The 22755-nt window shown below is 56.5% G+C and carries 14 protein-coding genes; 4 read left to right on the top strand and 10 right to left on the bottom strand.

Annotation, left to right across the window (positions count from 1 at the left end):
* Positions 1 to 2: 2 nt before the first annotated feature.
* The 6 genes from OCH02_RS03215 to OCH02_RS03190 all read right to left on the bottom strand — a co-directional run bounded on the left by OCH02_RS03215 (position 3) and on the right by OCH02_RS03190 (position 8809).
* On the bottom strand, positions 3 to 2186 hold the full coding sequence (locus tag OCH02_RS03215; protein WP_261429827.1) for a polysaccharide biosynthesis tyrosine autokinase: 2184 nt from the start codon (positions 2184 to 2186) through the stop codon (positions 3 to 5).
* Between the two features lie 28 nt (positions 2187 to 2214).
* A complete protein-coding gene (locus OCH02_RS03210) occupies positions 2215 to 3348 on the bottom strand; it encodes a polysaccharide export protein (protein ID WP_261429826.1) in 1134 nt (377 codons plus the stop codon).
* A gap of 45 nt (positions 3349 to 3393) precedes the next feature.
* Positions 3394 to 4443, bottom strand: a complete 1050-nt coding sequence (wecA, locus tag OCH02_RS03205; protein WP_261429825.1) for a UDP-N-acetylglucosamine--undecaprenyl-phosphate N-acetylglucosaminephosphotransferase — start codon at positions 4441 to 4443, stop codon at positions 3394 to 3396.
* A 180-nt stretch (positions 4444 to 4623) separates the two neighbouring features.
* Positions 4624 to 5580, bottom strand: a complete 957-nt coding sequence (locus OCH02_RS03200) for an NAD-dependent epimerase/dehydratase family protein (protein WP_261429824.1) — start codon at positions 5578 to 5580, stop codon at positions 4624 to 4626.
* Positions 5581 to 5761: 181 nt separating this feature from the next.
* A complete protein-coding gene (locus OCH02_RS03195; protein WP_261429823.1) occupies positions 5762 to 6661 on the bottom strand; it encodes a transcriptional regulator in 900 nt (299 codons plus the stop codon).
* Positions 6662 to 7420: 759 nt separating this feature from the next.
* Positions 7421 to 8809 (bottom strand): NarK family nitrate/nitrite MFS transporter, encoded by a 1389-nt coding sequence (locus OCH02_RS03190; RefSeq protein ID WP_174353534.1) that lies wholly within the window; start codon positions 8807 to 8809, stop codon positions 7421 to 7423.
* A gap of 363 nt (positions 8810 to 9172) precedes the next feature.
* Between OCH02_RS03190 and narX the strand changes: the two genes are divergently transcribed.
* On the top strand, positions 9173 to 10957 hold the full coding sequence (gene narX, locus OCH02_RS03185) for a nitrate/nitrite two-component system sensor histidine kinase NarX (protein ID WP_261429822.1): 1785 nt from the start codon (positions 9173 to 9175) through the stop codon (positions 10955 to 10957).
* 11 nt (positions 10958 to 10968) lie between these two features.
* Positions 10969 to 11619: a two-component system response regulator NarL gene (gene narL, locus OCH02_RS03180; protein WP_261429821.1), complete on the top strand. Its 651-nt coding sequence runs from the start codon at positions 10969 to 10971 to the stop codon at positions 11617 to 11619.
* Here narL and OCH02_RS03175 read toward each other — a convergent pair.
* A complete protein-coding gene (locus tag OCH02_RS03175; RefSeq protein ID WP_261429820.1) occupies positions 11616 to 13118 on the bottom strand; it encodes a YchO/YchP family invasin in 1503 nt (500 codons plus the stop codon). The two genes, narL and OCH02_RS03175, sit on opposite strands and share 4 nt — an antisense overlap.
* Before the next feature lie 602 nt (positions 13119 to 13720).
* Between OCH02_RS03175 and OCH02_RS03170 the strand changes: the two genes are divergently transcribed.
* Together OCH02_RS03170 and OCH02_RS03165 are read left to right on the top strand one after the other, a co-directional pair.
* Entirely contained in the window at positions 13721 to 14422 is a 702-nt protein-coding gene (locus OCH02_RS03170) for a prepilin peptidase (RefSeq protein WP_261429818.1), read from the top strand.
* A 134-nt stretch (positions 14423 to 14556) separates the two neighbouring features.
* Positions 14557 to 15123, top strand: coding sequence for a YbhB/YbcL family Raf kinase inhibitor-like protein (locus tag OCH02_RS03165; protein WP_261429817.1), 567 nt, complete (start codon positions 14557 to 14559; stop codon positions 15121 to 15123).
* Between the two features lie 4 nt (positions 15124 to 15127).
* On the opposite strand, the gene cobA is transcribed toward OCH02_RS03165, so the two are convergent.
* The 3 genes from cobA to nirB are packed head-to-tail and all read right to left on the bottom strand — an operon-like array spanning position 15128 to position 22750.
* Positions 15128 to 15943 carry a uroporphyrinogen-III C-methyltransferase gene (gene cobA / locus OCH02_RS03160; RefSeq protein WP_261429816.1) on the bottom strand — a complete coding sequence of 272 codons (816 nt, stop codon included), beginning with the start codon at positions 15941 to 15943 and terminating at the stop codon, positions 15128 to 15130.
* A gap of 13 nt (positions 15944 to 15956) precedes the next feature.
* Entirely contained in the window at positions 15957 to 18608 is a 2652-nt protein-coding gene (locus OCH02_RS03155) for a nitrate reductase (protein ID WP_261429815.1), read from the bottom strand.
* Positions 18605 to 22750: a nitrite reductase large subunit NirB gene (gene nirB / locus OCH02_RS03150; RefSeq protein ID WP_261429814.1), complete on the bottom strand. Its 4146-nt coding sequence runs from the start codon at positions 22748 to 22750 to the stop codon at positions 18605 to 18607. Before nirB ends, OCH02_RS03155 begins: the two co-directional genes overlap by 4 nt.
* Positions 22751 to 22755 lie beyond the last annotated feature (5 nt).

Genomic DNA, 22755 nt, shown 5'->3' with positions numbered 1-22755 from the left:
GGTTACTGAACCTTTTCCTGGTGGCTGGGGTAAGCAAAGGCATAGTAACCGGCATCGGTGGCGGTTTTTTTCACCATGCCGTTGAGGATCACCCCTTTAATCGTCACGCCGTTCTGCTCGAAACGACGGATACTGGTCTCAATCTGTCTGACGGTGTTGACCTCAAAACGCACCACCATCAGCGCCGTACCGGCATGATGACCCACAATCGCGGCGTCGGTCACCGCCAGTACCGGCGGCGTATCGATCAGCACCAGATCGTAGTTTTGCCCTGCCCAGCGCAGGAAGTCGGCAAAGCGCTGATGCATCAGCAGTTCAGACGGGTTCGGTGGCACCTGGCCGCGCGGCACAAAGTCCAGATTGGCGATATCGGTTTTCTTCACCGCCTGGTCTGGCGCGATCAGCCCGGAAAGCATGTCTGACAGCCCGTCCTTGGCACTGTTGTTCAACCAGCGGTGCAAGAAGCCTTTGCGCATGTCGGCGTCGATCAACAACACTCGCTGCCCAGCCTGAGCGATCACCACCGCCAGGTTGGTGCTGGTAAAGCTTTTGCCACTGGCGGGGCTGGCGCCGGAAACCATCAAAATATTGTTTTTGGCCTCCATCATGGCGAAATGCAGGCTGGTGCGCAGGCTGCGGATCGCCTCAACGGATAAATCCTCCGGTTGTTCTTGCGCCAGGATTGGCAGCTTGCCGCTGCTGCTTTTGGTCAACAACTGCTGCTGAGTGCGATTACGCTTTTGCTGCCATGGCGACAGCGGCACCGTGGCGTACACGCTGATGCCGCGTTTTTCCAGCGTATCGGTGTCACCGATGCCGCGATGAAGCGCGGCGCGCAACACCACCACCGAGGCTGACAGCACGCCCCCCACCAACAGAGCGAAGAAAACGATCATCGCTTTTTGCGGTTGCACCGGGCGCAGACCGGTTTCCGCCTCATCAATAATGCGGATGTTACCCACCGTGCCGGCCTTGCTGATGCTCAGCTCTTGCTGTTTGTTCATCAGTTGCATATAGACCTGCTGGTCCACCTGCACGTCGCGGGTCAAGCGCAGAATTTCCTGCTGGGTTTTCGGCAGGCTTTGTACCTGCTTGCCAAGGCGGGCTTTTTCCGCCTCCAGCGTGGCGCGCTTTTCCAACAGCGCCCGATAGGCCGGATGCACGCGGGTATACAGCTTGGAGATTTCCGCCTCTTTGAAGGTCAGCTCATTCAACTGGCCTTCAAGCTGAACCTGGGTATCCAGCACCGATTTGGCCTCAAGTGACAAATCCACCGAGTCGTTTTGCTGACGGAACTGATTAAGCTGATTTTCGGCGTTGTTGAGCGAGCTCTGAGTCCGCGGTAACTGCTCGTGCAGGAAGGCCAGCATCCGCTGGGCCTCCTCGGTTTTGCGATCCACGTTCTGTTGCAAATAGTTGTCGGTGATGCTTTTGAGCACCGCCTCCGCACGCTGCGGATCCTCCCCCGCCAGGCTGAAGGTCATAATGCCGCTTTCCTTGCCGCCGGGGGCAACGTCAAGCATATTGCGCAGGTCATCCACCGCTTTCTGGCGCGGCACGTTAACCACGCTGAAGGTGGTCCCCGGCAAGGCTTCGAGCGCAGTCACATTGAGTGCCCACCCGCCCTGCTGCAGGGCTTGCCCCACGCTGCCGCTGAACAATTTTTTGCCGTCATAGCTCAGGCTATAGCGCTGTTGATCTTCCGCCGTCAGGGTCAATTCCTGGCCCTGCATGACGGCCGGGACCTTCATGCCGGAGATGTTCAGTACCGGGGGCGTTTCACCGCTCAGGCGAGCAATGCCCTTGCCAAACAGCGGGAAGTAATCCGGGCTGATACGCACCGTCAGGCCAAGATCGTCGACGGTTTTGCCAATCACGTAGCGCGATTTCGCCAGCGAAACCTCGTCCTGAGTCGCCGAGTTCTGCCCGATGGATCCGCCAATCGAACTGTCCAGCGTTTCACGCAGCAGCGAGTCACCCGATAGCTGTTTTTCCACCTGCACCAGGGCAGTGGCCTGATAGATTGGCGTCGCCATCAGCGCATAGGCACAGCCCAGGATACCGGCCACGCCGGTGACCAGCAGAATGCGCCAGCGGTTGTCCCACAGCGGGCCTATCAGGCGTTCCCACTCCAATTTGTCGTCCTGCTCAGCCATCACAATCGGCAATGCATTGTTCTTCATCATCGGTTTTCCTTTAGTCACCGTTACGGGGTTACCAGTTACGGATCCGCAACGTGGCCTCGCTGAGGTCGTTAAAGCTGGAAATGGTCGGTACCAACTGGCTGATCAAACGGTTCCAGCGCGCGATCGGCGCCGCAGTGACATACACCACGTCGTAAGGTTCCAATTGGAATTCAGTGCCCATCGCCAGCGCGGAGGCATCAGACAGGTCGAACTGGTAGAGCGACGCCAGCCGCTGTGGCTGTTTGCCGCCGTTCGGGCGGATCACGAACACGCCGGTCGCGTCGGCCACCGTTTGGCTGATCCCTTCGGAACTGCCCAACGCCTCGGTCAGCGTCATACCGCTGCGGTCCATTTTCAGCGTCGACTGCTTGCCGACCTCACCCATCACAAAGACTTTCAGTTCGTCGTTGCGCGGCACATACAGGATGTCGCCCGGCTCCAGCAGATGGTTCTGGCTGATATCGCCACGCTGCATCAGTGCCTGCAGGGAAATCGGCTGCTCTTTGCCCTGATGCGTCAGTACCACGTTGCGCCAGTCGGCGTTATCGGTCAGCCCACCGGCGGCATTGATCGCATCAAGAATGGTCAGCGGCACGTTGGTTACCGCCTGCTGGCCGGAGGTTTTCACTTCGCCGGTCACGTAGACTTTCTGCGAGCGGAATGCGGCAATGCTGACGTCGACCTGCGGACTTTCCACATAGGTCGCCAACCGTCCGGCGATCTGGTTGCGCACTTCGCTGACGGTTTTACCTGCTACCTTCACCCGGCCGATGTAGGGGTAGAAGATCGAGCCGTCGGCATGCACCCAGTTGCCGGTGTCGCTGGCGCTGCGATACTGCCCCGCCGGGGTGGTCAGTTCCGGATGATCCCAGACGGTAACGTTAAGCACATCGCCGATACCAATACGGTACTGATAGCTTTGCAGACGCTGGTCCAGCGCCAGATTTGGCCGCGCCACCGGCTCTACCCGGCGCATTTTTTGCAGTAGCAGCGGCGTAACGCGATACACCTGGACCTGCTTGTTCAAATCGAAGTCTTCGTCCTGCTGAGTCACGACGTCTTTACCTTGGGTCGGCAGGTGCGACCCCGGAAAGGCAGTGCAACCGCTGAGCAAAACGCTGGACAGCACCAGTGGCATCCAATGAGGCAAATGAAGGTTCATAACGGTACCGTGAGAAAACGGGCCACCATTGCGGCCCGTTGGGGATTAACGATCGGCGGTGGGATTATCAGTAAAAATTCTTGCCTGGCGCGGTTCGTGCAACAAGGCAAAATAACCGAAGAAACAAAAGACAAAGGCCAGCAGCATCAGGTGATCCGGTGTCTGCAGCACTTCACTACAGATGCCGACACAGGCCAGCGTGACCGCCAACATGCAGCTCATCCCCAGCGCCTGGCGCGCATTGAGGCCGCGGCGCATCAGAATATGATGCAGGTGATCGCGTCCGGCCTTGAAAGGGCTCTGGCGACGCAGCAAACGGCGTACCATCACGGTCACCATATCCATCAGCGGGATGGCGATTAGCCACAGTGCGGTCACCGGTCGTATTACTGCGTCATCACCCTGGGTGGCGACAATCAGCAACCACAGCACGCTGAAACCAATCACCATGCTGCCGGCATCACCCATGAAAATCTTGTTACGCGCACCGAATACGCTGAGGTTGAACAGCAGGTAGGCCGCCAGGGCCGCTATCAGGCTCAGACACCACAAGGCCTGAGCGTCATGCCCGGCCAGCCCGAACAAAATGGCCAACGCCATAAAGGTGACACAGGACAGTGCTCCAAGCTGACCGTCGATACCGTCAACCATGTTATAGGCATTGATCGCCCCCCATACCGCCAACGGGGTGATCAGCAAGGCCGCATAACCCAGCAACAGCTCCTGGTGGCCCCACAGGAATCCCAATGAAGAGAGTTGCATCCCTGCTGCCAGCATCATCGCCAGCGCGATCCCTCCCTGCACAATGACGCGCGGCGCCACCGGCAGATCAAAACGGTCATCAAGCACCCCCAACATCACTAATGCGGTGACGCACAACAGATAGGTGGTACTGTGCGGCAACCAGTCCGGTTGCCAGAAAGTCACCAGCGTCATGATCAGGTAGATAGCAATGCCACCGACCAGCGGTACATGCCCCTGATGGCGCTTGCGGGCATTGGGTTTATCCACTAACCCCACCGCCAGCGCAGCCCGGCGGGCAATAACTACCAGCATCAGCGCCAAAATAAATATCACACTCAGTTGATATAACATGGTTCCTCCAGCGAATAAGCACGCTACCGCCCTTGAGTTACAGCTCCCAATGCGCTATTAACAAAAACAATATTGATATTGCCAGGATATAAGTCAGCATGAATTAATCCTGTTAAATACAGATTTATCCGCTTGTCAGCAGAAAAGAATAAGACCCCTTAGCGTTGAATAAAGGTATCTCTAGGAAAACTCGTGCTTAATCGTTTTTTCGATCGCCAAATTAAGATCGACCGGCGCCACGAAATCATTTTGCACATTGCTTTTAAATTGCGTTCTGGCGCAGAATTTTTGCACCCTCACTCGGCTAATTGGGAATTTACGGTGACTTATTTTGCTCACCACATCCAATACCGTTGCGCCACAGAGACCAAATAAATAGGGAATGCGAATAGTCTTATTATTTTTCCCCAATGAAGAAGAAATAACATCGACCAGTTGATTCATGGTGAAGTCGGGCTTATCAACATAATTGCTGACCTGGTAGGTTGCCTGCTGATCCAACGCATGCTCCAGTCTGGCGGCAATATTTTCCACGTAAGCCATAGACTTCATATTATTACCGCTGCCGATCATCACAAAACGGCCGCTGGCGATTTGCCGGAACAGGTTATAGACGTTGCCACGATTATTTTCACCAAACACCACCGTTGGGCGGATGATGGTTAATTTGTTGCTGCCATCGGCTTTGCGCCAGGCTTCGTAAACATACTCGGCCTCCAGCTTGGATTTTCCATAATGGTTAAAGGGTTCAAAAAGCCCTTCCTCGCCGGTTTCCTGAGTCACGAAGCCGTATACTGCCACTGAGGAGGTAAAGATAATTTGTTGGATATTCAGCGCCGAGGCCGTCATGCAAACATTGCGCGCACCATCAACGTTAACCTGATAATACAGTGAGACAGGATCGACGTTATCCTGGTGCTCGGCCGCAAGATTAATCACGGCGTCACATCCTGCCAGCACCTGCCGCAGGGTTTCGGGCTGGGTTACATCGCCAAACTGGTAGAGTTCAGGAAAATGCTCACTCGGTTTTTTATCCACGATGGTCAACACCAGGTCGTTACGCGCACTCAGACGCTTAACCAAACGCGTCCCGATAAAGCCGGAACCCCCGATGATAGCTACTTTACGCTTATCCATAATTTGTCACTCAATCCGGTTTCCCATTATTCCCTACCGCACCATGAGGCAGGACGCTAATTGGCGTTAGAACATGGAAACCAGACTGGACAAAACGGACCGGGCTTTCAAATAACAAATAATGAAATAAAAATATTAGCCGAATGTAAAATTATCGATAAAGGTGAAATATCATCTGGTGCTAATTTTTAACATCGTAAGCAACTTGATATTCCATGGTTTTGCCCGGCAATATGAGATTAATCTTACCTACTCCCTGTGCGTCTGAAGTATCGTATTTCACTGGCTGTTTAAACTTCCCCTGCTTAGGGTCAACGCACTCAATGGTCGCCTGCTCCAGGTTTTCACCCTGATACAGACAAAGCAAGCTTTGCGGCCCCTTGGCCAAAGGATTGTTCAGCGTCAGCGTGAGTACCACGCGGGTATTGTTTTGAATATCATTGATAATTGGCGGGCGAGTTTGGTTCCCCAGTACATATGAAAAATGTGAAATAACCAACAATGATACAAATACCGACAGGTATTTCACCACGCGAATCGCAGGAACTGAGAAAAAACCCGCTGAAGCCGAAGCGTTGTTTCTTATTGCCGTATTTTTAAGCGCTGCGGGCGTGACAGAAGAAGAAATCGGAGCAACAACCTCCTCCGGCCGTTCTATTTCTTCAGCAAGAATTTCATCATCTTCATTGTCACTTTCAGAAAGTTCCGCTTGAATATCTTTATTGGCAGCACTTTCGATATTCCATATTTCATCGGCGACGTACTCATCTTCTTCAGAAATAAAGTGAAAAACCGCCTTGTTTTCCACCTTATAACCCAGGCGAGGAATAGTTCTGATAAGTGTATGCTCAGCATCACCTATTTTTTGGCGAATAGATTTAATTGTTTGATTTATCGTTGAATCTGAACAATAAGTTCCTTTCCATATGTTTTCTATAATTTCCGTACGGCTAACCAGTTCTGGGGATCTGGCGACAAGAAGTGAAAGTATCTGATACTCCTTCCAACGTAGGCGAAACTTTTCCCTGGACGGTGTCAGAACATCTAGATTCCTAATCTTTATTCTTTTATCAAGATTCACTTTTAATTTCCTTAGCGTGCCTGTCCTGCACACTTTGTATAGAAATATGAAAAAATGTTCAAGAAATTAAATGTAAACTCAACAGGTTGCATTCATCAGATATTTATTTTTATAAAAATTTGCTGATTTCATTTTTTACATACCTCCTCACATGGAGGTTATGATTCTTTGAATGTCATTATTTCCCTGTTGGAAACATGGTTTCTTATCATGTTTACCGGCAATAAAATACAGCCAACACGCTGTTTTTAAATAAAAATACAACTATGTTATCAGTTTGTTATTTAAGTGAAATTGTGAAATCTCATCTTTCCGATGAAGGATATCACCTGTTTTTCCACCTAATCCGATTGCCAGACAGACTACAAAAAGCCCGTCAAAACAGAATAAGAGTTGTCTGATTTAATCCTTCACGGGACACCAGGTTAAAATATAGCACCAAATACAAATGACTATTGTTAACTTGATGGGATAATTCTCGAAAAACGAAAAATTATTACCACGCTATGTGTCATACACAGTGTTTTATTTTCGTAAGAAATTCGACTGAAAAATGAAAAATAACGAACAGAAGGAATCCGTCTATCTAAGGTGAAAAGCACAGTTTGCGAGAGACGCTTATAAACAAAGGGAAAAATGGCGTGCGGTAATAAGAATATTACCTAAAGCGACAGGAATTTCACCGAGGGTGTAAAACTTCACATGGCCAAGAAGGGAAATAGCGCCTCCCCTACCGGGGAGGAACTGGGGATATGCGAACTATTTTTTACGACCATAGACGACCCAGGTGACCAGCACACAGACCACGTAGAACACCAGGAAGATTTTCATCGCCCCTGCCGGTGAGCCAGTCAACGCCAGGGAAGTGCCAAAGGCTTTCGGAATAAAGAAGCCGCCTGCGGCCCCAATCGCCGAGATGAAGCCCAGGGCGGCCGCCGAATCGGTAACCGCTTCACGTTGAGCGCTTTCGTCACTGCCCCCGCTGGCCTTGACCCGATCTACGGTAATTTTACGGAAGATCACGGCAATCATCTGGAAGGTGGAGCCACTGCCCAATCCAGCAGTGAGGAACAGCAGCATAAAGACGCTATAAAATGCGATAAACGAGCCCGTATGCCCTGCCCCCGGTAAAGTCAGGAACAGCAAGGCGGCAAACACGGCCATCAGCACAAAGTTAATCAGCGTGACGCGAATGCCGCCGAAGCGATCGGACAGCGCCCCACCCACCGGCCGTGCTAAAGCGCCGAGGAACGGACCGAAGAAGGCATAATGCAAAATCACCACGTCCGGGAACTGGGTTTTGGACAACATGGCAAAACCGGCGGAAAAACCGATAAAGGAACCAAAGGTGGCGAGATACAGCAGGCTCAACACCCACAGGTGACCGCGTTTCAGTACCGGCAGTTGCTGACGCAACGACGCTTTAGAGGCCGCCAGATCGTTCATACCAAACCAGGCTGCCAGCGTACCGACCAGCAGGAAAGGGACCCAAATCCAGGCGGCGTTCTCCAACCACAGTGAGCTGCCATCAGCCTGTACCTGACCGGTACCGCCAAAGGCACCAAAAATGGCAACAGAGATGGCCAGTGGAGCCACCAACTGCATCACGCTAACACCCAGGTTGCCCAGGCCGCCATTCAGGCCCAACGCACCGCCCTGTCTGGCCTTTGGAAAGAAGAAGCTGATATTGGCCATGCTGGAGGCAAAGTTGGCCCCGGCAAAACCACACAGTAAAGAGATAATCACAAACACGCTATAGGGTGTGCTAGCGTCCTGCACCGCAAACCCCAACCACAGGCAGGGTACCAGCAGCAGGCAGGTGCTGATCGCCGTCCAGCGACGGCCGCCAAACATCGGGATCACAAAGGAATAAGGCACGCGCAGGATAGCGCCAGAAACGGAAGGTAATGCGGTGAGCATAAACAGCTGATCGGTGGTGAAATTAAAGCCAACCTTATTCAAATTGACCGCGACCGCGCTAAACAGCATCCAGACGCAGAAAGCCAATAGCAGGCAAGGAATGGAAATCCACAGGTTGCGGTTGGCAATACGTTGGCCGCGTTGTTGCCAGAATGCGGCATCCTCAGGCTGCCAGTCCTGAATAACCGCGCCTGTTTGTTTTGATAATGACGTTGCAGATTGCGACATAAAAACCTCAGACACAGGATGATAACTTCGCCCACCCTAGGCGGCTCCCCCCACGGCAAAGTTGATGTAAATCAACCCGGATGCAGGTAGCCAACGGCCCGAAAAGCCCCGCCATCCCTTTATGAGTAACTCTCCGCATAGATTTAACATCATGAAAATCAATCCATTGGCTATTGCTCAACGCCACTGGCAGCGGCGGGCAAGGCAGGCAGGAAACTAGTGGGTACTTCGTTAGAGGTATGGGGTTATCGCCGGGTATGATGAAAAATAACGCTGAATCGTTACCACACCCGCTGATACCACCTGCGCTTTTCCTCTGGTTACCAGCCGTATCTTGCTCTGCCGTCGGGGGATCCATAACCTATGAAACGCCTGTTAACACCGCTTTCCATCGTGAACCAGGTGGCCGTCCTGATGTTGCTGCTGGGGGTACTGGGCGTGGCCGGTATGAGCATTTCAGCCTGGATGTCGCAAAGCATTCAGGGCAACGCACATGCCATCAACAAAGCCGGTTCGCTGCGAATGCAAAGTTATCGCCTGCTGGCTCAGGTACCGTTGAATGCACACAGCGAAGCACTGATCCGCGAGCTGGATCAGGATGCCAACAGCCCCGATCTTCAGCGTTCAGTGACGCAAGAGCAACTGACCAAACAGTTTCAGGCGCTGAATAATTACTGGCAAGAAACCCTGCTGCCAAGGTTACGGGCAGCCCGGCAACCGGCGGATGCAACCCCGCAGGTGGTACATTTCGTTTCCCTGCTCGATACGCTGGTCTCGGATATCGACCACCACACCGAACGTCGGCTGCTGACGGTGACGCTGGTGCAGGCGGTGTTTATCGCGCTAACGCTGCTGTTGCTGGTGGGGACTATCTGTTACCTGCGCCGCCGTCTGCTGCATCCATGGCGTCAGTTGGTGGCGATGGCGCTGTCAGCAGGTCGCGGCGATTTCAGCCGCCGTTTTGCCCAGCGTGGCCGTCAGGATGAAATGGCCTCACTCGGCGGTGCGTTAAACACCATGTCCGACGAATTGGCCACCATGTACAACGGGCTGGAGCAGCGGGTGGCAGAAAAAACCGCCGATCTGCAGCAAAAGAATCAGGTGCTGAGCTTTTTGTATCGCGCCAGCCGTCAGTTGCACGCCAATGAGCCATTGTGCAGCCGCCTGACGCCGATCCTCAATCAGTTGCAAACCCTGACGCCACTGCGTGCCATCCAGGTGCGGCTGTACGAAAACAACAGTCAGGAACAGTTTGTACAGCTGTGCGGCAACCAGCCGCTGCGGCCGGAATATTGCAATAATCCAGTGTGCAGCGCCTGCCTGAGCGACGACGATCAACAGCGAGCCGATCACCCTTCGCTAAGCTGGAGCCTGAGTGACAAGCTGGGGGATTATGGGGTGATCGTTGCGCAACATACGCCACAGCGCCCGCTGAATGACGAGCATAGGCAATTGATGAGTACTCTGGTCGAACAGTTGACCAGCGTGCTGGCGATTGAACGTCAGGTGGATCATCAACAGCAGTTGATGCTGATGGAAGAACGCGCAGCGATAGCCCGTGAGCTGCATGACTCTATTGCCCAGTCATTGTCGTGCCTGAAGATGCAAACCAGTTGCCTGCAAATGCAGGGTGACGAACTTTCACCCGCCAACCTGGCGCTGGTACAACAGATGCGCGAAGAGTTAAACATCGCCTACCGCCAGTTGCGTGAGCTCTTGACCACTTTCCGCCTGCGGCTGACGGAGCCGGGACTGCTGGCAGCCTTGCAGTCCACGGTGCAGGAGTTTAACCAACGGCTCGGCATCGCCATCCACCTGGACTATCAGTTAACGCCGCGTACGGTGCCCGCTTATCAGGCCATCCACCTGTTGCAGATTGCCCGTGAGGCGTTAAGCAACATCAACAAACATGCTCAGGCCAGCCAGGTGAGTATTCAGGTAGTCAATCAACGAGGCGAGGTCACCCTGAGCGTCTGCGATAACGGCTGCGGATTGCCGGTAGATACCGATCGCCCCGATCACTACGGCCTGATAATCATGCGCGATCGCGCCAAAAGCCTGCACGGCCACTGCGAGATTTTACCCCGCAGCGGCGGCGGCACTGAAGTCCGGGTGGTCTTTAAACCCGACAACCACGCCATCGACTAATGGGAGAAACCATGACCACCGAAACTGCCGCCACCATTTTACTGATTGATGACCACCCGATGCTGCGCAATGGCGTAAAACAGCTCATCGGCATGGACTCGCGCCTGCAGGTGATCGCTGAAGCCGGCAACGGCGAACAGGGTGTCTCGCTGGCCGAAGAGCATGATCCGGACCTGATCCTGCTTGATCTGAACATGCCGGGCATCAATGGTCTGGAAACGCTGGATCGCCTGCGCATGACCGCGCTCTCTGGGCGCATTGTGGTGTTTAGCGTGTCGAATCACGAAGATGACGTAGTCAGCGCGCTAAAACGCGGTGCCGACGGCTATCTGCTGAAGGATATGGAGCCGGAAGCACTGCTGAAAGCACTGCATCAGGCTGCGGCCGGTCAGATGGTGTTAAGCGAAGCGTTGACGCCTATCCTGGCGGCCAGCCTGCGTGAGAACCGCCCCAGCGCCGAACGCGATATCCAGCAGTTGACGCCACGTGAGCGTGACATTCTCAAGCTGATCGCCCAGGGTCTGCCGAACAAAATGATCGCCCGCAAGCTGACCATCACCGAAAGCACCGTCAAGGTACACGTCAAACACCTGTTGAAAAAAATGAAGCTGAAATCGCGCGTTGAAGCCGCCGTCTGGGTGCTGCAGGGGAAGAACGGTTAATCACCGCCGTTCAACGGCCCGGTTTCCGCCGGGATAGTGGGTGGTTGCAGTATTTTCACCGGTGGCAGCCCCTGCTCAACTTCAGAAGAGGCCGTCAGCGGCGGCGTCACCTGCAGTTGGATCCAGTTAGAGGTCACCAACTGCTGCTTGTCGTCCTCCAGCGTCACCGACAGGCGGTAGCGGTTGGTGGCATCCGGTGAATCGTCCCATTGCGGCACAATCAGACTCCAACCGTGCGGATCGTTACTGTTTTGCGACGGCGTCAGGCTTAGTGCCTGCGTATCCCCCTGCCAACTGACCCGGGTAATTTTGTTGGTGGTTTTGATCTCCAGCACCAGCGGCAAGGTTTCCCCCGGTTGCAGGCGCCAGGGCGGCGTAGCCAAAAACACTTGCAGGGTTTTGCGTTGCTTAAACGCCATCACCGGCACACTTTTCCGTTCAATATTGTCATAACGACTGCCGCGCAGCGACTTGGCCTGGGCGACATATTCCGGCGAAAGCTGCTTCACCAGCGGTACGCCAAGCCGATAACTCAACGCCAGCTCGACCTGATCCTGACTGACCCCGCCTTCCCCCATCTTGTGCAGCGCTTTCACCGTCACCAGGGGAACCGGTGTGTAATTCACCCCCAGTTGCATGGCACGCGGGTCATTTTGCTTTTTGCCGCTGCCAAACAAATCGACGTTCTCACCCCAGTACTGTTCATAGCTGAGCGAGCCGCCAATCTGGCGGTAAAACGGCAGATAACCCTGAGTGGTGATGTCATATCCGCTCGCAGGACGGCTGAGGAACTGGGCGTTATCTTTCTGTTGTGCCAGCGCCGACAGCGGATAGTAATAGTTGGCGGAAAAGCGCAGAAAATCCCCCCAGGCTTCGGCCCCCAGGCTGGCACGGTTATGATGGCGTTCGAAGTCGCTGTCGAGCACCGTGTTATACCCCAACAGCCAATCACCGGCGACCCAACGCTGGCCGAGCCCCAAATTACCCAACGAACCCTGGGTTTGCTGCAACAGGCCGAGTTGGCTGTAGGTCAGCAGGCCGTTAACGTCATACAACGGGCTGAACAGCTGGCCGCTGCTACCGGTAAAATCCCCCTGGTCGGACATCACCAGTGACAGTTTGGCGGTACCCAGCGGTGAAAGCAGCTCCTGGGCCTGCTGTTGCAGCACGCTGCTGGCCTGACCGACCGCATAGCTCTCGGCACGGGTGCGCACCTGTTGGCTGGAAACGTTATTCAAGTTACGTTCACCCAACTGTTTGGCCATGGTAGCCCACTCTTTCTCCCGCTCAGCGTCACTCGACGCACTGCCGCCCAATTCCGGCAAATCGTTGGCCGGTTGATGAGTAACAGAGTCCGGTGCGGGTGGCGATTCGGCGTAAGCGGGTAATGCGCCAACCAGCCACGCCAGCCCGACCGCCGGTAAACCGCTGGCGGGTGAGAAGAACAATTGAACGACTTTTCTCAATCGGTAACGCGCTTTATGGATAACGTCTGTCATTACACCGTCGCCGCCCCTTTATCCCGAAGGGTTGGCAGATAAACCTTTTCTTGCTGCCGTCACTCCAGACGACAGACAACCCAAACTTTGAGCAATTTGCTATTCGGTATTTCCCCCTAACGGGGCCCGGTAGCCAAACTGCATCATGAACCCTGAAGTCTAGTGGGTTCCTCATCAGAAACAATCAGATAAACCTCATTTGAGAAAGTTACAATGTCACAAAATATCAAATTTTATCTGAATATCTATTTTTCGCGGCCGGACAATACCCGTCGGATAGGCAAAACACTGCAAAAGATATATGACATTGCTCCGGTTGGCGCCCCCTCTCCAGGGGGAGTGGGAACTATTGGCCGCTGAATAGCTAAAATTCACTTAATTTCATCGCATATTTTGCCGAAAAAAACCGCAAGTTAGCATTCATACGAAAATTAATTAATTGATTATGCGTAGTAATTCGCAATTTCAGTGTATTTCATCTGGCATGAAACAACGCTTTGCGGCCCCCTGCGCAATATCGGTAATCGGTGAGTCATTGGCTCCCCATGAACCCCGTTTTACCGCTATTTTGAACGCTAATTTCAGCTCGGCAAGGATGCAACGTGTTCGAAAACCTCCCACTCGATCTCTGGTATCGCGGCCTGTTTATCCCGGCCATGTTACTGCCGGCAGCGATCGCCCTTCGGCTGATGAATTCCCTGTCGCAAGGTCTGTTACAACACCCGCCGCCGAGGGGACGTACAGTCATGTTGATTGCCGTTACTGCCGGGCTGGCGGCCCTGCCTTTCACTACCCCACTGCTGCAACGGCTATTGCTGCTGCCGGTAGCGGCGATATTACTGGCGTTGGCGCTTATTGACTGGCAGCACCGGTTATTGCCGGATCGCCTGACCCAACCGCTGCTATGGGCCGGGCTGTTGGCCAATCAGCAAGGCTATTTTGTTTCGCTGACCGAAGCGGTGACCGGGGCCTGCATCGGTTATCTTTCGCTGTGGTTGCTCAATGTGGCCTATCGGCGCAGGCGGAAAACGGACGGTATCGGCCAGGGGGATTTTAAACTGTTGGCGGCACTCGGTGCCTGGACCGGCTGGGCCGCCCTGCCGATGCTGGTCACCGGTGCCGCAGCGGCCGGGCTGTGTGCTACGGCGATAGCCTGTTTACTGCACAAAGCCGGCAGGCAGGATGCGCTGCCGTTTGGCCTTTATCTGGCGGTTGCAGGCTGGCTGGTCCTGCTGGCAACCGCTGATATCGGCCCTTCACCTTTCAGCGGAGAAATCACACCATTTCACCTTATTTCCCCCTGATGCCAGACTGGCCCGGCCGTATTGTCGCTGTTATAGCCCACTGTTGGCGTAGCTGTTATGGCGCGGCCCCGCCTGCAGCACTATGCTTTGCCCAAGGCAAAACGGGGTTTACCCAAACCAACACAGGAGGTTGTATGTCAGGTCGTGGTTTGTCTGCACTCGCGTTCAGCGCGGCATTGGCCATCGGTTCGTTGTCGTTCGCGGCACAGGCCGCCGGCACCTTTACCCTCAGTTCATCGGCATTTCAGGATGGCGGCATGCTGGCACAAAAATATGCAGGAGCCACGCCGGGCAACGCCAGCTGCACCGGCGACAACGTTTCGCCACCGCTAAGCTGGGCCACCCCACCGGCAGACACCAAAAGCTTCGCCCTGCTGCTGTCCGATCCCGAGGGCCGGGCAGGTCTGGGAGTCAGCCATTTGGTGGCCTATGGCATTCCAGCCAACGTCAGCGGTTTCGCCGAGGGCGATCTCACTCAGGGTAAAGGCTTTGTCGGTGGCAAAAACTCGCCCGGCACTGCGGTTTATCATGGCCCCTGTCCTCCGGCGGGCTCTGGGTTTCACCACTATACCTTTGTGTTGATCGCCACCGATCTGCCGCCGCATGCGCTCGGCCCGGGGCTCACCCGTGAACAGCTATTGGAGAAATTACAGGGCCATGCCAAGGGCGGTGCCGGGATTATCGGTCGCTTCGGCCAATAGCGGCTCAGGCGGTCAACGCCTCTGTCGGCATCTCGGCGACAATAGCCGGCGTGCGGTACAGGCTGACCACCTCACCAATCACCAGCAGGCCGGGTGACACCGGCCGCTGACGGGCAATTAGCAGCGGTAATTCTGCCAAGGTCCCGATCAATACCCGCTGCTGCGGTAGCGTGCCGCGTTCAATAATGGCCAACGGCGTCTGTGCGGCCATGCCATGGCGCATCAGTTGCGTGGCAATGGTTTCGCTTAATGTCAGCCCCATATAAAACACCAGCGTCTGCCCCGCAGAGACCAGGCCGTGCCAGTCCAGACTCGCCTCACCGTTACGGCAATGGCCGGTGACAAAACGCACTGATTGCGCGTAATCGCGGTGTGTCAGCGGGATACCACTCGCCGCCGCACAACCGCTGGCGGCGGTGATACCCGGCACCACATGGCAGACCACGCCATGGCGCTGCAATTCAACCATCTCTTCCCCGCCGCGACCAAAAATAAACGGATCCCCACCCTTCAGGCGTACCACCCGATTACCGGACAGGGCCAATTCGACCAACAGGTGATCAATCTGCTTTTGCGACAGCGTGTGGCAGCCCATGGACTTACCTACGTCAATGCGCAGCGCCTCCGGCGGCAGCAAGGCCATTACCGCCGGGGAAACCAGACGATCGAACACCACCACGTCCGCCTGCCGAATCACCCGTAATGCCTTTAACGTCAGTAACTCCGCATCCCCCGGCCCGGCGCCCACCAGCCACACTTCACCGTTGCGTACCGGCTGGCGATGATCGCCGGCCAACATCAGTTTCTCAATCGCGCTCATCTCACCACCTCGGTTAGGCCACCCGTTGGGATGCATGCTGTTGAATCAGTTTTTTTAGCTCCGGCAGGCAGGAGCCACAGTTGGTGCCGCATTGCAGACGGGCACCCAATGCCTCTGCGCTGTGGCAACCTGCCTGGATGGCCGCAATGACGCGATTCTCGCCCACGCCGAAACAGCTACAAATCGTGGCACCAGCCGCTGACTGGCCTGGCGCACCACGCCCCGCCAGCAGTGCCAACCGTTCCGCCCCTGCGGTGGGAGCCTGTTCAAAGGCACGGAGGATCGCCGGGCGATCCAGCTGAGGGGCCTGCTGGCGAACATAAAACGCCAATTGCACCTCGCCCTGCCGCCAGCCAATCAGGTGCAGACCACGCTGGGCCAACTGTGCCGTTTGCAGCGTCATGCCCTCCAGCGAGAAATGGCGCCGTAACCAGGCTTGCCAGTCTTCAACCGGCCGCTGGCCGGCCATAATGTAGTGAGTCAAACCGTCCTGCGCGACCCGGCTCCAGTAGATGCCCTTGGGGGCGGCAACGTCGGCACGAATAAAAATCTCCGCCTGCCAGCTCGTGGGCCAATGGCTGACCCGCACTGGCGCATGCTTGCTTTCCGGCTGGCCGGAGTCGGCATCCACTACCGGTGGGATCAGGCTGTCGACCCGACCCTGCGCGGTGAATTGACCGTTCCAGTGCATCGGCGCAAACAGGCTACCGCGCCGCTGCCCAGGATGGTACTGTGCACGCGCCAGCATCCAGCCGTGGGGCGAGCTCAGGCGAACCAGACTGCTATCGGCAATTCCCAGTTCGACCGCATCCTGCGGGTGTATTTCACAGAAGGGTTCGCTCAAATGGCGCATCAGCCGCGCGGCCTTGCCGGTGCGCGTCATGGTGTGCCACTGATCGCGGATGCGACCGGTGTTCAGCACCAGTGGATAACTGGGTGATAGCGCATTCTGCGGCAAGCGTGGCGTCACCGGCAGCAGTCGCGCCTTGCCATCGGCATGGAAAAAACGCCCGTCGTCAAACATTCGTCGACAACCCACAGGATGCCGAGTATCGACCGGCCACTGTACCGGTGCCATCTGTAGCCATTGCTGTAGATCCCATCCCGCCAGTTGACTGATATCGAACGCGCGCGTGCCGTTATTTTCAAATCCTGACAGCGCCGCGTGCTCACTGAATATCTCCGAAGGATGTTGATAGCCAAAGGCCGTACCATACCCCATACGCTGCGCAACCTGGCTAAGGATCCACCAGTCGGCACGGGCTTGCCCCGGCGCCGGCAAAAATGCACGCTGGCGTGAAATACAGCGTTCGGAATTGGTCACGCTGCCCTCCTTTTCTCCCCAGGCCAATGCCGGCAGGCGGATGTGTGCCAGTTCGGCGGTATCGGTCATCGCCATCACTTCGGACACCACCACCAGCGGGCAATTTTTTAGCGCCTGCCTGACTGCATCGGCATCCGGCAGGGAAACCACCGGGTTGGTGCCCATAATCCACACCGCCTTTACCTGCCCGGCGGCGATCGCCTGAAATAAATCCACCGCATTCAGCCCCGGTTGTTGGGCGATGCGTGGAGACTGCCAAAAACGCTGTACCCGGTCGGTGTCTTCGGGGTTGAACGTCATATGCGCCGCCAACTGATTGGCTAATCCACCGACTTCCCGTCCGCCCATGGCATTGGGTTGACCGGTGATCGAAAACGGGCCGCTGCCAGCGCGGCCAATGCGCCCTCCCGCCAGGTGCAGATTGATAATCGCATTGCATTTATCCGCGCCACTGGCAGACTGGTTGATGCCCATAGAATAGAGCGTGACCCAGTTGTGGGACGCGGTCAGCAGGTGGAAAAACGCCAGCACGGCACGCAGTGGCAGTTCGCAAAAATCGGCCACCCGCTGGGGTGTCCAATCCGCCGCCGCTGCCAGCGTAGCCTCTGTGCCGCTGGCATGCCGTTGCAAAAAGGCGGTATCCAGAGCCTGCTGTTCAGCCAGCCAGTGCAGCCCTCCGGTAAACAAAGCCGCATCGCTGCCGGGCCGCAGCGGCAAATGCAAGTCGGCAATATCGCAGGTCGCCGTCTCACGCGGGTCAATCACCACCACCCGCATTTGCGGGCGCAACTTACGGGCCTTCACCAACCGTTGATAGACCACCGGATGCGCCCAGGCGGTGTTGGAACCGGTCAATATCACCAGATCCGCCTGTTCGATATCTTCATAACAACAAGGCACCACATCCCCGCCGAATGCCCGCTTGTAGCCGACTACCGCCGACGCCATGCACAGCCGGGAGTTGGTGTCGATATTGGCCGCACCAATAAATCCCTTCATCAGTTTGTTTGCCACGTAATAATCTTCGGTCAGCAGCTGACCGGAAGCATAAAACGCCACCGCCTGCGGGCCATATTGCTCAATAATCTGGCTAAAACGCTGTGCCACCTGCTCAAGCGCCTGATCCCAGCTAACCGGCAGGCCATCAACCTGCGGCTGTAACAGGCGGCCCGTCAGGCTCAGCGTCTCGCCCAGCGCGCTGCCTTTGACACACAGCCGTCCCTGATTGGCCGGATGCGTAACGTCGCCGCCGACCGTCAGTTCACCGTTGCTGTGCTGTTCAATGGCGACCCCGCAGCCCACGCCACAGTAGGGGCAGGTGGTGCAATGTACGGCGCTCATGACGTCACTTCTGCCGTTTCTGGCAGTTTGGCCTGTATCGACAGCGGCGTACTGCCTACCCACACGCGGCCGGCCTCTACCCGGACCGGCCAGGCGGTGACGGCACGCCCGGCATTATCTACACAGATACCGTCACTCAAACGAAAACGCTGTTTGTATAGCGGAGAAATCACCACCGGCTCACCGGCTACGTCCCCCAACAGCCCGCGTGCCAGCACGTTCGCGTCACTGTCCGGTTCCTGATTGTCCAACGCATAAACGCCCTTGTCCGCCAGATGGAATAGCGCAATCTGCCGCTGCCCCAGCCGGGCGGCAATGCCGGCGTTGACCGGGATTTCCGCCAGCGCACAGACATCCAGCCACTGTTCCCGGGCGGCCACTGCCGGTTGCACCTCAATCACCTGCCCGCGTTCCACTCCTGCCGCCGGGCGACGTTGTCCGCGCTCCGCCTGCCAGACTATGGCCTCATCCGGCTGTTCGCTGTTCACAAACGGACGGAACAGCTTGAGGCGATCCGGGCTGGCGAGCGTGGTTTGCCATTCACATTGGTAATGGCTGACCACAGTTTCCATTTCGGCATCCAATTCGCTACCGATCCCCAGGCTGTCCTGCAAAACCACGTCACGCAGGTAGTCCAGCCCGCCTTCCAGGTTGTCCATCCAGGTGCTGGTGCGCTGCAGGCGATCGGCGGTACGAATGTAGAACATCAGGAAACGGTCGACCGTGCGGATCAGCGTGGCGGTATCAAGATCGCTGGCAAATAAATCTGCATGGCGCGGTTTCATGCCGCCGTTGCCGCACAGGTACAGGTTCCAGCCTTTCTCGGTGGCAATGACCCCGACGTCTTTGCTCTGCGCCTCCGCACACTCTCGCGTGCAGCCGGAAACCGCCATCTTGATTTTGTGCGGCGACCGCAACCCCTTGTAGCGATGCTCCAGCTCGATAGCCAGCGCGGTGGAATCCTGCACGCCATAGCGGCACCAACTGGAGCCGACGCAAGATTTCACCGTGCGCAGTGACTTGCCGTAGGCATGCCCGGTTTCAAATCCGGCGTCGACCAGCTGCTGCCAAATCTCCGGCAATTGCTCCAGCCGGGCGCCGAACAGGTCAACCCGCTGGCCGCCGGTAATCTTGGTGTAGAGCTGATAGCACAGAGCTATTTGGCCGATGGCGATCAATCCTTGCGGAGTAATTTCCCCGGCCGGTACCCGCGGTACCACCGAATAAGTGCCATCTTTCTGGATATTGGCAAAAAAACGATCGTTGGTATCCTGCAACGGCAGGTGCTGCGGCTTTAGCAGATATTCGTTCCAGCACGATGCCAGAATCGACCCCGCCAGCGGTTTGCACACCTCACAGCCATACCCATGACCATGTCGGGCCAGCAACTCGTCAAAGGTGCGGATGTTGCCAACGCGGACCAGGTGATACAGCTCCTGGCGTGAATGAGCAAAATGCTCGCAAATGTCTTTCTTCACCACCACGCCACGCTGCTGCAATTCGTGCTCCATCAGCTGTTTTACCAGCGCCGAACAGCCGCCACAGCCGGTGCCCGCTTTGGTGCAGGCTTTTACCGCCGCCAAATCACCGCAACCCTGCTCCACCGCGTCACTGATATCGCCCTTGCTGACGTTATGGCAAGAACAGATCTGCGCCGTGGCCGGCAAGGCGGAAACGCCCAGCGCTTTCGGAGTAGCCCCCGCCGTTGCGGGTAAAATCAGGCTTTCCGGAGTGGTGGGTAACGGCAGACAGTTAAGCATCATCTGTTGCAGCGTGCTGTATTCAGCACTGTCGCCCACCAGCACCGCCCCCAGCAATCGCTTGCCATCCGCGTCAATCACCACTTTTTTATACACTTGCTGCGGGCCGTCGACCCAGGTGTAGCTCTGGCTGCCGGGAGTGTGACCATGGGCATCACCGATCGACGCCACTTCCACACCCAACAGTTTCAGTTTGGTGCTCATGTCCGCGCCACAAAACACGTTTTCGCCTCCAGCCAGTCGATCGGCCAGGATACGCGCCATTTGGTAGCCCGGTGCCACCAGGCCGAAAATTTGTCCGTTCCACAAGGCGCATTCACCGATGGCATAAATCGCCTCGTCGCTGGTGCGGCACTGGCTATCAATCACAATACCGCCGCGTGCCCCCACCTCCAGTTCGGCAGCTCGAGCAAGCTGATCACGAGGACGGATACCGGCGGAAAACAGAATTAAATCAGCCTCTAACTGCTCACCATCGGCAAAATTCATGCAGTGACGGTGTAACGAGCCTTCAATAATCGCCTGAGTTTGCTTGCCGGTATGCACACTGACGCCCAATGCCTCAATTTTGCTGCGCAGCATGGTCGCACCACCGTCATCCAACTGTACCCCCATCAGGCGCGGCGCAAACTCCACGACATGGGTGTTCAGCCCAAGCTGACGCAACGCATTGGCAGCCTCCAGTCCCAGCAAGCCGCCACCGACCACCACCCCGACGCGCGCGGTTTTGGCGCAGTCTGCGATCGCGGCCAGATCGTCGAGCGTGCGGTAAACCAGGCAGCCTGGGCGATCGTTGCCGGGGATCGGCGGTACAAACGGATAGGAGCCGGTCGCCAGCACCAACCGGTCATAGGCCGTCTCACGGCCCTCGGCATCAATCACGCATTTGCGTTGTCTGTCGATAGCGCACACCTCCTGCCCCAACCGCAGTTCTATGCCACTACGCTCGAAGAAACCCGCCTCGACCATCGACAGCGAGTCCGCACTGCGGCCGGAGAAAAACTCGGACAGGTGTACCCGGTCGTAAGCCACCACCGGCTCTTCGCCAAACACCACAATGTGGTACTGCAAATGCAGCTCGCGCGTAACCAGTTGTTCCAGGAAGTGATGACCGACCATGCCGTGTCCGGCAACCACCAAAACGGGCTTGTGCATATCAGATATCCTCTCGTCAGACGCCGCAGGCGTCACGGGTTCGCTGCTGCCAAACAGCAAGTAGTCCGGGTGTTGCACCGGCAGGCCAAGCTGCTGCAGATAAAAAGGGCTGTCCTGAGCGTCGCCATACAACACCACGCCCTGTAATTTTCCGTCGCGCACCAGCAGGCGGCGGTAATGCTGTGCCTGCGGATCTTCGGCGTGATGAACTTCGGTGAGCCCGCCTGTGGCCATCTCACCGGCACTGAACACCTCGACGCCACTGACCTTCAGGCGGGTATGCAACGGCGTTGGTCGGTAGCCCGCCACCAGCTCCCCACTCAGCCGCCGCGCCAACAGTTCAGCCTGCTGCCAGCAGGGGGCTACCAGGCCCAAAGTGGTCTCGCCAAACTGAGCACATTCGCCGATGGCGAACACCGCCGGATCGTCCGTTTGCATCTGGTCGTCGATCACGATGCCGCGCCCGCAGACCAGTCCGGCGGAGTGCGCCAGGCTAATTTCCGGCTGCACCCCGACGGCGATCACCACCAGTTCGCAGGCCACTATCTCGCCGTTACTCAGGCTGGCCGAACTGACCCGCTCGCCTCCCTGAAACCGGCTGACTTCGCAGTTCAACCGGCATTCGATCCCGCGCTGCAACAGGTTATGTTGCAGCATCCGCCCCGCACGGGCATCCAACTGACGTTCCATCAGGTGCTCGCCCCGGTGAACCACGGTGACGCTCATGCCGCGCTGCGCCAGTGCCGCCGCCGCCTCAATCCCCAAGACGCCGCCGCCCATCACCAGCGCCGGTCGGCCTGAACGACAGCGAGCGATCATCGCTTCAACATCATCCAGAGTGCGGAAGCCATAAATACCGTTCAATGCCCCACCCGGCAGCGGTGGCAGCAAGGGGCGCGAACCGGTAGCCAACACCAGCAGGTCATAAGGCAACCGATGCCGGGCAGTACTCACCCACTTTTGCTGCCGATCCACCGCCAGCACCGGGTCTCCGGCCAGCAGTTGCACTCCCTGCTGCCGATACCAGTCATAGTCATGCAGCAGGGTGTCGCTGAAGGCCTTATCCCCTGCCAACACCGGCGAAAGCAGAATGCGGTTGTAGTTGCCCCGCGGCTCTTCGCCAATCACCGTGATGACATAACGCTCTGGCGCCAGCCGACACAGGGTTTCCACCAGCCGCATACCGGCCATGCCGTTACCAATCACCACCAGTCTGGGTTTGTCCATCGTCC

It is taken from the genome of Serratia quinivorans (genome assembly GCF_946227985.1).
GTDB lineage: Bacteria > Pseudomonadota > Gammaproteobacteria > Enterobacterales > Enterobacteriaceae > Serratia > Serratia quinivorans_A.
Note: the sequence above shows the minus strand (reverse complement) of the source record. Positions and strands in the feature narration are given on the sequence as shown.